The organism is Amycolatopsis sp. BJA-103, assembly GCF_002849735.1.
Lineage (GTDB): Bacteria > Actinomycetota > Actinomycetes > Mycobacteriales > Pseudonocardiaceae > Amycolatopsis.
This window is the reverse complement of sequence record NZ_CP017780.1, coordinates 3510811-3524226: the sequence shown is the minus strand read 5'-3', so window position 1 is coordinate 3524226 and position 13416 is coordinate 3510811. Positions and strand designations below refer to the sequence as shown.

Genomic DNA, 13416 nt, shown 5'->3' with positions numbered 1-13416 from the left:
CTCCCCTTCCCGGTGCGGATCACCGGATCACCGCACCGGGAAGATCACGCCCCGGTGACCGAGGCGATCCACTGCCGGTGTGCGACGACATCGGTGTAGATCGTGTCGCCGGTACCGCACGACGGGCTGTTGTGCCCCGCGCGGCTCGTCGCGCCGGCCAGCATGCCCTGGACGACCAGCGGTCCGCCGGAGTCGCCGTAGCAGGCTGTCTGGTAGTTCGTGCTGTAGACACACAGTTCGCTGGAACCCTGGATGCCCTGGCACCGGCTGTCCGGATCGATGCGGGTGTCGAGCTGCTTGAGGTTCGACGGCGGCCTCGGCTCGCAACCGCGCTGCGGGCAGGTCTGACCCCAGCCGTACAGCGTGACATCGGTTCCGGCCGCGGGCGAGCTGCCGGCGATCCGGATCGGGGTGTTCTGCACCGGCTGCGCGAGACGCACGAGCGCGATGTCGTACGGCCCGGCTTGCCCGCTGTAGTTCGGATGCTTGATCATGCGCGACGCCGAGGTCAGGACCCCGCCGGACTGCCAGGTCTTCGAGCCGATGCGCAGCCGCAGCGCCTGCTGCGGGATGCAGTGCGCCGCGGTCACGACCCACTGCGGCGCGATCAGCGAACCGCCGCAACCGTGGCTGCCGTTGACCTGAAGGGAAGCGATCCACGGGAAGTCGCCGGAGGCCTGTCCGCCGCCGACGATGGCCGGGCCGACCTGCCCGGGTTCCTGGGCCGTCACCGGCGACGACACGGACAGCGCCGCCGCACCCGCGATCAGCGGGATCAGGGCGGCGCGCAGCAAGGTACGCAGTCTCATAGGGGAGTCCTCCTCGACGTTGAAGGGGATGTGTGGGAATCACCCTCGCCGCGGCGGGGCTTCCGGAGAACTCCCGGCTTTGTATAGCGTTCGTCTATGGAACTCGGGTTCCGGCAGCTGCGGGTGGTCCGCGCCATCGCCGAGACGGGGACGCTGTCCGCCGCCGCGGCCGTCGTCGGCCTGACCCAGCCCACCGTCACCGACTGCCTGCGCCGGGCGGAACGCGCCGCAGGCGGCCCGCTGTTCCATCGAGACCGGCGCGGCGCGCGGATCACCCCGCTCGGCGAGCTGGTGCTGGCCCACGCGCGCACCGTGCTGGACGCGCTGGCCAGACTGGAATCCGCTTTGGACGAGAACCGGTACGGCACGCTTCCCGATCCCGTCCGGGTCTGCGGGATCCCCGGGCAGCTGGTGGGAAATCTGGCGATCGCCGTGCCTCGGGTGCTGTCGGCCGGAGTCGAGGTGCGGGGCGCGCTGAGTGTCCCGGCGGCGCTGGACCTGCTCGCCGATCACCGGCTCGAGGTGCTCGTGGTGGTCGACTTCCCCGGCCACGCCCACGATCCGCCGCCGGAGATCGGCCGGGCGACGGTCGCGATGGAACCGCTGTTCGTGGCCGTCGCCGAGCATCACCGGCTCGCCGGCCGCACCGAGATCGCGCTGGAGGAGCTCGCCGGTGAACGCTGGCTGAGCGTCGCCGACACCGCGGACCTCGCCGACACGGAGTTCACCGGCTATCTCGCCGACGTGTGCCGGGCTGCCGGGTTCACCCCCGAGATCCGCACCCTGCCGGCGAGTGTCTGCGCGCAGCTGTGCGAACTGGGCGAAGCCGTCCTGCCCATGGTGCCCGCCGCCCGGCGCCGCGGCGGGATCGAGGTCGTCCCGTTGCGCGGCAACCCGCTGCGCATGACCACCCGGCTGTACTGGCACGAACGCGGCCCGCTGTCCGAGGACGCCGTCCGTGTGCTGTGGGAAGAACTCGTCCGGGCACAGCACGCCGTCATGGAAACCCCGGAGCCGTACCGTTCCTGGCTCGCCGGAAATCCACAGTGGACGACCACTGTGGACTCGTTCGGCGAAGCACGGTCAGGTGCCGAGCCAGCCGGGGTTGGCCGCCGCCCACTCGGGGAGCCGATGCCGGATCGCGGCCAGCTCGGTGATCGCGAGCACCAGTCCACTCCGGACGGCCGGGACGTCGATCGCTGAGCCGTCGCGCCACAGCAGGAGATGCCGTGTCCTCAGCGGCACACCTCGCAGGGCCACCACCGAACCGGGCATCGTGGAGCCGGAATCGAGGGACTGGGCGAGTGCCACCGCGCGCGGATCCCGCTGGACGGTCTGCCGCAGCACCATCGGTTCCAGTTCCTGCACGGTGATCGTGCCGAGCCCGGCGCGGGCGCACTGGTCCGTCAGATGGTCGTGGAACTCGTCGTCCCCGCCCGCCACCGCCAGCCAGGCCGACCCGCCGAGCTCCGCCAGGGACACCTCGCCTCGACCGGCGACGGGATGTTCCGGGGACACGATCACGAAGACCGGTTCCGTCCCGACCGGGAGCACGTGGACGCCGTCCGGCGGTACGAGCTCCTGGCCGGGGTGATCCACGTACAGCGCCAGTTCCACGGTGCCGTCGAGCAACGCGGAGAACAACGCCGTCCTGCTGGTCAGCGCGAGCAGTTCGACCGGACGGCCGGGGGTGGCCGAGGCGACCACGCCGCTCAGGGTCTCGGCGAAGACCGTCGGGAGCGCGCCGATCCGGAGCAAGCCGTCGGCCGGGGCGCGGTGGAACCGGCGGATCGCCAGGTCGAGGTCGTCCGCCGCGGCCAGGACCCGCCGCGCGTGGTTCAGCAGCACCTCACCCAGCGCGGTGGGCCGCACGCCGTTGCGGTCCCGTTCGAACACCGTCCGTTCCAGCGCCCGCTCGACCCGGTGGAGCTGCGCGCTCAGTGCGGGCTGGGAGAGTCCGAGCGAGGTCGCGGCCTTCGCGATGCTGCCCGCCGACGCGATCGCGTCGAGGAGGCGCAAATGCCGGACGTCGATTTCCACCGGCCAAGTATGGCCGTCTCCGGGGCCGATCAGGGGACTGATCACCGGTCGTCCTCGCTGATGATCGTGCGGAGTTTGTGCAGCGCGCGGTGCTGGGCGACCCGGACCATGCCGGGGCTCACCCGCAGGACCGCGCCCGTCTCGGGCGCGGACATGCCGACCGTGATGCGCAGCCGGAGGATCTCCCGCTGGATGTCGGGCAGGACGCTCATCAACCGGGTCAGGTGTTCGTGACCGTCGGCGGCGAGGGCCTGCCACTCGGGCTCGTTGGGCTCGGGTGTCGCCCGGTCGGGCGGATCGGGCGTGGGGTCGGATCGGTCCCGCGCTCGCCCCCGGAAGGCGGCGGCGACCTTCCGGGCGGCGATCCCGAGGACGGCGGCGAGGAAGGAGCCGCCGGTGACCCGGGCGGTGGGCAGCGCGGTGAGCACGGCGAGGCAGGTCTCCTGCGCCACGTCCTCCGCGGCGATCACGCGTACGTCGGATCCGCCCATCCGGCTCCGGCAGTAGTTCGCGACGACCGGCTGGACGATGCTCATCAACTCGTTGGTCGCGGCGGGGTCGCCGCGACGGGCGCGGGGGACGAGGGATTCGAGATCCGCCGTCAGCGCGCCTTTGTCAGGGGGAGGAGCCGCCCCCGGCGAGGTGAGTGCGCCGGGGGCGGTCCAGGTCAGGCGAGTTCCCAAAGCGCGGGCACGTTCGGCGGTTCCCAGCCGGGCATGGAGGTGTGCGGCTGGATCACGCGGTAGGTGCTACCGCCGTAGGTGGTGGTCGCGCCGGAGCCGTAGTAGGTGTACGGCGCCCAGGTACCGCCCGGCGGGTTCGAGGTCGTCGGGCTGGTCGGCGTGGTGGGAGTGGTCGGCGTCGTGGTGGTGCTGGACGGCGGGTTCCCGCTGACCGTCAGGCGCAGGCTGTAGACGCTCAGGATCTCCGTGATCGGCTGGAAGTAGATGGTGCCGCCGGAGGTGCAGTTGCCGGAGCCACCGGAGGTGACGCCCTGCGCCTGGTCGCCGGTGATCCACGAGCCGCCCGAGTCGCCGGGTTCGGCGCAGGCGTTCGTCCGGGTCAGGCCGGTGATGGTGCCCTCGGGGTAGGTGACCGAGGTGTTCTTCTGCAGGATGGTGCCGCAGCGCCAGCCGGTGGTGGAGCCGGAGCGGCACACCGACGAGTTGACCGGGGCCTCGGTCGAACCGGCGACCGGCACGGTGCCGGGGTAGCGGTTGACCAGTGCGCGCGGGGTGTTGCCCGCGTCGGCGCGGACCCAGGCGTAGTCGTTGCCGGGGAAGCTGGAGCCGGCCACGGATCCGCTCGGGTTCGAGGTGCGGGTGCCGGTGGTGCCGCAGTGGCCAGCGGTCACGAAGCCGCCTTCGACCGCGAAACCGATGGAGCAGCGGCCCGAGCCGAAGGTGTAGGCGTTGCCACCGATGATGTCGATCAGCGGACGCGGGTCCTCCGTGCTGCCTTCGACGCGGACCAGGTCGGCCTTGACGCCGGACTCGGCCGCCCAGGACTTCGCGGCGGCCTCGCCACCGGCGTTGGCGAGCACGACGATCGAGTTGGTGGTGACGTCGGTGTACCAGCCGGGCACGGTCGCCGGTGCCTTGGTGGACTTGGCGTCCAGTCGCAGCTTCGCCGCGTCGAGTTCGGCGGCGCTGCGGGCGAAGGTCTTCGGGGTCGCGCCCGCGGCGCGGACCAGGTCGGCCTGTGCGGCGTCGGTGACCGCCACGGTGAGCGTGGTTCCGGTGGCGTCGAGCCAGGATCCGGCGTACGACGTGCCGAGTTGCTTCTTCAGCGTGTTGTCGGTGACCGCGGCGCGCTGTTCGCTGGCGAGCCGGAGCTTGGCCTGCTCCGGGCTGATCTTCAGGTCACGCGACAGGGCGGCGAGCATTTCGGACTGTGCCTGGTCGGCCGGGGTGGCTTGCTGACCGGCACTCGCGCTGGGGGTGAGCGCGATGGCGGTTATCAAGCCTGCCCCGGTTATGGCCGCGGCTGTGGCGGCGAGGATCTTTCTATTCATGTCAACGCTTTCCTCGAACTGGCGGGGGAGGGAGATTCGTTCCCGACCGTACGAGGCGCATCACGTGACTGGTACATACCATTTGGGTCATATCGCCCGGCTTGAGCGTGGGGTGATATGGCGGTCCGGCATGGTGATCCTGCCGGTAATTCCGTTGCCGCGCAAAGGTTTCAGCCGCCGGGAAACGCGGGATGTCCGTCGTGTCCGATTCGGTTCGCCGCAGTGCTCCAGACGTCAATACCGTACTTTTGAGGGGTAGGGCAAAGGGTGCGCCGGAACTTCTCACAGGGTGAGGAAGTGCCCGTCGTGCCGGAGGGGGCGCCGGCACGACGGACACGGGTGTGGCGGACCTCAGTGAGCGGCGCAGCGGTAGCTCGTGGCGACCGCGGGATCACCGTGGCCCCGGTACCGCGAGACCTGCGGATACGGGCAGAGATCGCGGGTGAGGGTCTTGTCGCCGTTCGCCGCGGGCAGGGTCGACGGCGCCTTGCCGTGTTCGACCCAGTCGACGAGCGCGCCCAGCGCGTTCGTCGGCGCGGCACCCGCGCCGCCGGCGCAGTGCGTGACACCCGGAGCGAAGAACAGCCGGTAGAACTCGTTGACCCGCTTCGGGCCGCCCAGCTCGCGCTCCACCTCGTGGCGGTACCGCAGCGTGCCGCCCGGCGGGATCAGCTGGTCGTCGGTGCCCACGAAGGTGATCAGCTTGCCGCCCGCCCGGCGGAAGTCCGACAGATCGGGGTCCGAGGTCCCGATGACGTCGTCGTACTCCCGCACCGACTGGCGGAACAGCTCGGCGAACTGGCGATAGGTGATCTTCGAGGCGTCGAACCCGGGCTGCTTCTTCAGGAAGGTCCGCACCCAGCCCAACGCCACCGGGAAACCGGGGGCGTTCGTCACCGGGCCGAACTCCGCGCTCTTGGGGAGACCCGGCCAGAGCCGCCGTCCGTGTTCGTCGGTCGGACCGGCCCAGATCTTGCGGACCACCTCGGCGTCCGCCGCGGTGACGACGACCTCTTCGTCGCCGCAGTGCACCTTGGTGCCGATGAGCGAACGGGGGTCGTAGCCGCATTCGTCGGGCCGGTCGACGATGCCGTCGGTGACCCCGTCCCGGCCGTCGCAGGCCTCGATCGCGGCCTGCCGGAAGGCGGAGAAGACACAGTCCGAGGGGAAGGTCTTGTCCTGGTTCATCACGACCTGCGGCCACAGGGTCGCGACCGCGAACTCCGCCCAGTGCACGGCGGGCGCGTTCGCCAGGACGCCGTCGAAGTCCCCGGGATACCGCTGCGCTTCGGAGTAGCCCTGACGACCGCCGGTCGAGCAGCCGTTCCAGTACGAGTAGGAGACGGCTCGCTGGTAGAACTTCCGCGTCACGTCCTTCCCGATGACGGCGGCCTCGTGCACGGAACGGGTCGCGAAGTTCGTCACCAGCGGCTTGTTGATCTCGCCGTTGTCGGTGAGTGCCCATGAGGTGTCGAGGAAGGTCAGGGGAACACCGGCGTCGGTCGTCACGCCGCTGTAGCCGTCCTTGACCGCCTGGACGAGCGGCGCGCCGAAGTCGCCGGCGGTGTAGGCGCTGCCGCCGACCGCCTGGAGCCTGCCGGTCCACCCGGTCAGGGGCAGCGCGACGGCGACCTTGACGTGGTCGCCCGCCGATCCGTGGGTCAGCGTGACGGTGATTTCGCAGTAGGCGGGCACGTCGGCTTTGGCGGGTTTCGCCGCCGCCTGGACCGATTCGATCCGCGCGCCCGCCGGTGCCGGAACGGAGACTGCCGCACACGATGACGACGTCGCCGCCTCGGCGGGCGCCGTCTGGGCGACCGAGGTCAGCACCAGCGGCAGCAGGGCGGCCAGTGGGGCCGCCGCGAGGAACATCTTCTTGCGTCTCATCACTTTCCCGAAGCTAGGCCGATCGTGTTGACAGGACGTCTACATCCTGTGGACGCCGCTCGAGAGTCCTAACCGGACGGTTTGGGTATCGTCGGACGGGCGGCCAGCCATGGCCGAGGGGAGGAATGCCGCACCATGCCGCTTTTCGGACGGGAAGCCGAGCTGAAGGACCTGGGCGAGCTCGTCGACGGACCAGCCGCGGGCTGCGGTGGCGTCCTCGTCCAGGGCGAACCCGGGGCCGGCAAGTCCGCCATCGTCACGGAGGCCGTCGCCGCGGCGACGGTCGGGGGCCTGCGAGTGCTGCGCACGACCGGGGTCGAGGCCGAACGGAACTTCGCCTACGCGGCCCTGCACCAGTTGCTCTTTCCGCTCCGGGCCGGTGCCGACACCCTGCCCGCGCCGCAGCGGTCCGCGCTCTGGACGGCGCTGGGGCTCGCCGAGGCCGCGGAGCCCAGCGCGTACCTGGTCGGCCTCGCCGCGTTGACGTTGCTCTCGGAGGAGGCGGCGGCCAGGCCGTTGCTGATCGTCGCCGAGGACGTGCACTGGCTGGACCGCGAGAGCGCCGACGTCCTCGCGTTCGTCGCCAGGCGCGTCGAGACGGAACCGATCGTCCTGATCGCGACCCTCCGGGAGGGCGAGCCGTCGCCGCTGCGTGACGCGGGACTGTCCTCAATGGACCTCGAACGCCTGCCCGGTGAGGTCGCGGCCGAACTGCTCGACTCCGTCGCCCCCGGGCTCCCGTCCGCGGTCCGGTCGCGGCTGCTCGCCGAGGCCGCCGGGAATCCGCTCGCCCTGACCGAACTGCCGTCGGCCGTGACCGGGCAGGCCGATTCCGTGCTGCCGCTGACCGAGCGGCTCGAGCGCACCTTCGGCGCCCGGTTCACCGCCCTGCCGGAACCCACGCGCACGACCTTGCTGGTCGCCGCGCTCAACGAGACCGGTTCGCTCACCGAGACGCTCGCGGCGGCCGGGGCGCTGCTGGGTGAAGACGTCGAGCCGGAGGCCCTGGCACCCGCCGCCGAGGCGAGGCTCGTCGACCTCGAACCCCGGACGGTCTCGTTCCGGCATCCGCTGATGCGTTCGGCCATCCCCGCGTCGGCGCCGCCCGAGGAACGGCGACGCGCTCACCTCAGCCTCGCCGAGATCCTGCGCGAGCAGCCGGACCGCCGAGCCTGGCATCAGGCCGCCGCGGCGACCGGTGCCGACGAAGACGTGGCGGGCGCGCTGGAGAGCGCGGCCGACCGCGCCCGGCATCGGGGCGGAGCGACGGCCGCGGTCGCCGCGCTGGAGCAGGCGGCCCTTTTGAGCGCCGATCCGGAACGCCGCGCGGACCGGTTGCTGCGCGCGGCCGAGCTCGCCGTCGAGTCCGGTGGCCGCGAGACGGCGGAACGGCTCGTGCGGAATGCCCGCGCGGGAGAGCTCACACCGCGGCAACGATCGATGGCGAGCTGGTTGCTCAGTGGCTTCGAGGACGGCGTCCGCGAGGATCTTTCCCGGGTCACGGAGCTGGCGCGGCTGGCCGAGTCGGTCGCGGAGGAGGGGCACCCGGATCCGGCGATGCGCGTCCTGTGGGGTGCCGCCATGCGCTGTTTCTGGGCCGAACCCGGCCCGGAGACGCGGCGGACGCTGCTCGCCGTCGCGGACGGCCTCCCGATCGAGAACTCGGATCCGCGCCTGGTCGCCGTCGCCGCATACGTGGCGCCGTTCGAGCGGGCCGAGTCCGTACTCGGCGAGCTATGGAAACTCGCCGCCACCACCGGAGCCGATCCCGAAGTCGACCGCTTTCTCGGCAGTGCGTCGCTTCAGGTCGGCGCGGTCGACCTGGCCGCCCGGTTCTCCGCGGCCGCGGCACCGGGACTGCGTGCGCAGGGCAGGCTCGGACTGCTGCCCCGCGCCCTGGCGGTCCAGGCGTGGAGCCGGGTCCGGCTCGGCGACCTCGCCGCGGCCGTACCGGTCGCGGCGGAAGCGGCCAAATTCGCCAAGGAGACCGGGCAGCCGTTCATGTACGGCCTCGCCACCGCGGTCCAGGCCGAGATCGCCGCGCTGCGGGGCGAGCACAAACAGGCCAAGGCACTGGCCGACGAGGCCGAACGGGCCGGGCTCGCCGCCGGTGCCCGGCCGGTACTGGCGACCGTGCAGCTCGCGAGGGGCATCACGGCGTCGAGCGAGGGCCGGTTCGACGATGCGTTCGCCGACCTGCGGCGGTTGTTCGACCCCGCCGATCCCGCCTTCCAGCTGGCCCTGCGGGTCTACTTCGTCGCGGACCTCACCGAGGTCGCGATCCGGGCGGGCCAGGTCGAAGCCCTGCGCGAGATCGTCGCGGAGATGGAAGAACTGGCGCTGTCGACCCCGGCACCCGCCTTGCACATCGGATTGCGCTACGCCCGTGCCGTGCTCGATCCGAGCGAGGAACTGTTCGAGACCGCCTTGCGGGCCGAGCTGGACGGTTGGCCCGCCGAACGGGGGCGGCTGCGGCTGGCCTACGGCGAATGGCTGCGGCGGCAGCGCCGCGTCGTGGACTCGCGGGCGCATCTGCGCGCCGCGCGGGAGACGTTCGACGCGCTCGGCATGACCGCGTGGGCCGAACGCGCGCGTCGCGAACTGCGGAGCGCGGGGGAGTCCAGTCCGAACCGCGGCCCGGACGCGCGCGAGAAGCTGACCCCGCACGAGCTGAGCATCGTGCACCTGGCCGCGGAGGGCCTGACGAACCGGGAGATCGGGCAGCGGCTCTACCTGTCACACCGGACGGTCGGCACGCATCTGCACCGGATCTTCCCGAAACTGGGCGTCAAATCCCGGGCCGAACTGAAAGATGTCGTGAGTTCCCTGCCGCAAGTAGTCCTCTAGTTGCGGTAGTTGCGCGCGCGACCACCGCGACTAGAGGACTACTTGCCGGGGTTCAGGCGACGGTGGCGTCCAACGTGACCTCGACGTTCCCCCGCGTCGCCTTCGAGTACGGGCACACCTGGTGCGCGCCCTGGACCAGTTCGTCGGCGGTGGCCTGGTCGATGCCGATCGCTTCCAGGTGCAGCGCGGCGCTCAGGTGGAACTCGCCCGCGTCGGTGTCGTGGTGCAGCGTCACCTCGGCGACGACCGCGAGGTCGTTCAGCGGCACCTTCTTCACGCCCGCGACCCGGCGGACGGCGCCGACGAAGCAGGACGCCCAGCCCGCGGCGAACAGCTGCTCGGGGTTCGTGCCGTCGCCGGCGCCGCCGAAGGCCTTCGGCACGGCGAGGCCGACGTCGAGCGCGCCGTCGTCGGAGGTCGCCCGGCCGCCGTTGCGGCCTTCCGCGGTCGAAGTGGCGACGGCGGTGTACGTGGTTTCAGACATGCCGCAACCGTAGGAATCCGGCCGGGATCGCGGCGACCGTCGGACGACGTCAGTTCTGTACGTCATCGTCGGACGACGTACGCCGACGACGTCGTCCGACGGTCGCGAGGGCCGCTCGGGCGCGCCTACCTTTCCGCTCATGTCCCACCTGCCGCAGGAAGTCCGGTATCGCTTCACCGTCCTCGGCCCGCCGGGCTTCACGAGCGGCGGCACCCGGCTCGACCTCGGCTCGCCGCAGCAGCAGGCCGTCTTGATGCTGCTGCTGGCGAACCCTGGCAGTTTCGTCCGGACCGGCGAGCTGATCGACGGGCTCTGGGGTGAGCGGGCGCCCGCGACCGGCGAGGCCGTCATCCGGACCTACATCTCCCGTCTCCGGCGGCTTCTTTCCCTGCAGGGACTGGGATCCGCGATCGTCTCCCAGTCCGGCGGCTACAAGCTGGACCAGAATTCGTTCGAGGTGGACGCCACCGAATTCGCCCGGCTGGTCGAGAGCGCCCGTCAGGCGCACAACGTGGAGACGGCGGCGAACCTGCTGGAGCGTGCACTCGGGCTCTGGACCGGAACGGCGCTGGCCGGCGTCCCCGGCGAGGCCGCCGAACACGAGCGTTCGCGGCTGGAACGGCTGAAGCTGACCGCCACCCAGGAGCTGCTCCGGCTGCGACTGGAGCTCGGGGACCACGCCGAGGTGATGGCCGAGGCACCCGCGCTGATCGAGCGCAACCGTCTTGAGGAACCGCTGTACAAGATCTATCTCCTAGCCCTCCATCGCGGCGGGCGCCGGGCCGAGGCGCTCGAGCTCTACCGGGCGGTCCACGACCTGTTCGACGAGGAACTCGGGGTCCGTCCGGGGCCGAAACTGCGGGCGCTCCACGAGAAGGTGCTTCGCGCCGAGGACGAGCAGATGCCCGGTCGCCGCGAGCCGGATGCGTTGTTCGTCGGCCGCGAGCGTGAACGCGCCGAGTTCCGGCGGTTGCTCGCGAGGGATCCGGCCAAGGGCGTCGAAGTGCTGTTCTTCACCGGCGCCCCCGGCATCGGGAAGTCGACGCTGCTGCGGAGGCTCGCCGACGACGCGGCCGCCCTGGGCAGACCCGTCCGGGTGGTCGACGGGTTCGAGGACGTCGAAGATCCCGCCGCCTTCTTCCGCCGCCTGCCCGGAACCGCCACCGTCGTGATCGCGGGACGGAACGCTCCGGGCGCCACGGTGCTGGTCGATCCGGCCTGGTCGAGGCGGATCAGGCTGCGCAGACTCGAAGCCTTGAGCGAAACCGAGTCCGCGGCGCTGCTCGAAGCCCGCGACGTCGATCCGGACCTCCGGAAGTCCATTGTGGACTTCGCGGCGGGCAACCCGTTCGCGCTTTCCCTCGCCGCCGAGGTGAGCAGGTCACCCCGAGCGGACGCGGCGCGCTACGTGATCGACACCGTCTACGCCCACCTGGCCGGTGATCCGCCGACGGAGGCGCACCGGTGGGCGCTGTACGTGTGCGCGCAAGCGGAGCACACCACCGAAGACCTCCTCCGGTCCGTGCTGCCGGGAGGACGGTCGTCGGAGCTGTTCGACTGGCTCCGCGACCATCCCTGTGTCGAGGCCGCCACCCACGGCCTCGTCCTCGGCGGCGTGCTCCGTGAGGTGCTCGACAGGCACCTCCGGTGGCGTGACCCGGCGGGCCGCGCGCGGATGCGCGGCCGGATCAGCCGGGTCACGGCCGCCCGCTGATCAGGTGCGCAACCACACCGCCGTATCCGTCGGGAGTTCCGTCTCGACCGGGCCGCTGGCCAGGAGGACGCCGAGATGCGGCGGAAGCGGCACCGGCGTGTCCGAGAAGTTCAGCACGAAGGTGAACCCCGGCTCCCGGGTGAACGCGAGTACCCCGTCGCCCAGCGGCAGCCACTCCAGATCGCCGGGTCCGAGCGCGGGAAGTTCCGCCCTCAGGCGCAGACCTGTGCGGTAGAGCCGGAGCATCGACGCAGGATCGGCTGCTTGGGCTTCCGCGGTATCGGAGCGCCACTCCTCCGGCTGGGGCAGCCACGTTCCGCCGGTGCCGAAACCGAACGGAGGAGCGACGCCGGACCAGGGGAGCGGGACACGGCAACCGTCACGGCCGGGGTCGGCGCCGTTCGTCCGGGCCCACACCGGATCCTGACGGAGCTCGTCCGGGACGTCCTCGATCTCCCACAGGCCGAGCTCTTCCCCTTGGTAGACATACAGACCGCCGGGCAGCGCCAGGGTGAGCAGCGCCGCCGCCCGCGCCCGCCGCGTCCCGAGTTCCCGGTCCACCGGAGTGCCGTGAAGCCGGTCTGCGAAGGCGAAGCCGGTATCACCGTCGCGCCCGTACCGGGTCACATGCCGGGTGACGTCGTGGTTCGACAGGACCCAGGCCGCGGGCGCGTCGACCTCCTCGTGCGCCGTCAGCGTCCGCTCGATGACGTCCCGGAACCGCCCGGAATCCCAGGGGCACACCAGGAAGTCGAAGTTGAACGCCGCGTGCAGTTCGTCGCGGCGGAGGTACCGCGCGGCACGCGACATGTCCGGCAGCCACATCTCGCCGACCAGCACGCGGTCACCCGGGTAGCTGTCGGCGATCTTGCGCCACGACCGGTAGATCTCGTGCAGCCCCTCCTGATCGGAGAACGGCGTCTCGTCACCGGGATCGACGTCGGGCAGCCGGGGGTCCTTCACCAGCCCGTCGGCGACGTCGATGCGGAAGCCGTCGACCCCGCGGTCGAACCAGAACCGCAGGACGTCCTCGAAGTCCGCGCGGATGTCCTGGTTGTCCCAGTTGAAGTCCGGCTGGCGCGAGCTGTACAGATGCAGGTACCACTCGCCGTCCGGCACCCGAGTCCAGGCGGAGCCGCCGAAGCGCGACTTCCAGTTGTTCGGGGGCTCGGAGCCGTCCGGACCGCGGCCGGGACGGAACCAGAACCGTTGCCGCTCAGGTGATCCCGGTTCCGAGGCGAGCGCATCCTGGAACCAGCGATGCTCGTCGGAGCAGTGATTGGGCACGATGTCGATGATCACGCGGATACCCCTGGCGTGGGCCGCGGCGATCAGCTCCTCCGCCTCGGCGAGGGTGCCGAAGAGCGGGTCGATCTCCCGGAAGTCGGCGACGTCGTAGCCGCCGTCGTCCATCGGCGACGGATACCACGGGGTGAACCAGATCGCGTCGATCCCGAGTTCGGCCAGGTAGTCCAGCCGCGAGCGGACCCCGGCGAGATCGCCGACGCCGTCGCCGTTCCCGTCGGCGAAACTGCGGATGTAGACCTGGTAGATCGCCGCGCTCCGCCACCATCCGGCGGACTGCCCCAATGCGGTCACGGAAATGCCCTCCTCGATCGTT

General features: G+C 71.3%; 10 protein-coding genes. 3 read left to right on the top strand and 7 right to left on the bottom strand.

What is annotated here, in order from left to right; genetic code table 11:
- Positions 1-44: 44 nt before the first annotated feature.
- Positions 45-809 (bottom strand): S1 family peptidase, encoded by a 765-nt coding sequence (locus BKN51_RS15295; protein ID WP_101608301.1) that lies wholly within the window; start codon positions 807-809, stop codon positions 45-47.
- Positions 810-905: 96 nt separating this feature from the next.
- Here BKN51_RS15295 and BKN51_RS15290 point away from each other — a divergent pair, with 96 nt between their 5' ends.
- On the top strand, positions 906-2012 hold the full coding sequence (locus BKN51_RS15290; RefSeq protein ID WP_146044325.1) for a LysR family transcriptional regulator: 1107 nt from the start codon (positions 906-908) through the stop codon (positions 2010-2012).
- Here BKN51_RS15290 and BKN51_RS15285 read toward each other — a convergent pair.
- The 4 genes from BKN51_RS15285 to BKN51_RS15270 form a co-directional block, all read right to left on the bottom strand.
- Complete coding sequence (locus BKN51_RS15285; RefSeq protein WP_101608300.1) at positions 1893-2894, bottom strand: LysR family transcriptional regulator; 1002 nt, start codon at positions 2892-2894, stop codon at positions 1893-1895. The genes BKN51_RS15290 and BKN51_RS15285 overlap by 120 nt on opposite strands.
- Positions 2891-3532 (bottom strand): sigma-70 family RNA polymerase sigma factor, encoded by a 642-nt coding sequence (locus BKN51_RS15280; RefSeq protein WP_146044326.1) that lies wholly within the window; start codon positions 3530-3532, stop codon positions 2891-2893. Before BKN51_RS15280 ends, BKN51_RS15285 begins: the two co-directional genes overlap by 4 nt.
- Positions 3517-4863, bottom strand: coding sequence for an alpha-lytic protease prodomain-containing protein (locus tag BKN51_RS15275; protein ID WP_101608299.1), 1347 nt, complete (start codon positions 4861-4863; stop codon positions 3517-3519). Before BKN51_RS15275 ends, BKN51_RS15280 begins: the two co-directional genes overlap by 16 nt.
- 351 nt (positions 4864-5214) lie before the next feature.
- Positions 5215-6750, bottom strand: coding sequence for a tannase/feruloyl esterase family alpha/beta hydrolase (locus tag BKN51_RS15270; RefSeq protein ID WP_101608298.1), 1536 nt, complete (start codon positions 6748-6750; stop codon positions 5215-5217).
- A 135-nt stretch (positions 6751-6885) separates the two neighbouring features.
- Between BKN51_RS15270 and BKN51_RS15265 the strand changes: the two genes are divergently transcribed.
- The gene (locus BKN51_RS15265; RefSeq protein WP_101608297.1) at positions 6886-9597 is read left to right on the top strand and encodes a helix-turn-helix transcriptional regulator; all 2712 of its coding nucleotides are present in this window, start codon (positions 6886-6888) and stop codon (positions 9595-9597) included.
- Positions 9598-9649: 52 nt separating this feature from the next.
- Here BKN51_RS15265 and BKN51_RS15260 read toward each other — a convergent pair whose 3' ends face one another.
- Positions 9650-10081, bottom strand: coding sequence for an organic hydroperoxide resistance protein (locus BKN51_RS15260; RefSeq protein WP_101608296.1), 432 nt, complete (start codon positions 10079-10081; stop codon positions 9650-9652).
- A 139-nt stretch (positions 10082-10220) separates the two neighbouring features.
- Between BKN51_RS15260 and BKN51_RS15255 the strand changes: the two genes are divergently transcribed.
- Entirely contained in the window at positions 10221-11795 is a 1575-nt protein-coding gene (locus BKN51_RS15255) for a BTAD domain-containing putative transcriptional regulator (protein ID WP_101608295.1), read from the top strand.
- Here BKN51_RS15255 and BKN51_RS15250 read toward each other — a convergent pair whose 3' ends face one another.
- Complete coding sequence (locus BKN51_RS15250; RefSeq protein ID WP_174720418.1) at positions 11796-13394, bottom strand: glycoside hydrolase family 13 protein; 1599 nt, start codon at positions 13392-13394, stop codon at positions 11796-11798.
- Positions 13395-13416: the final 22 nt, after the last annotated feature.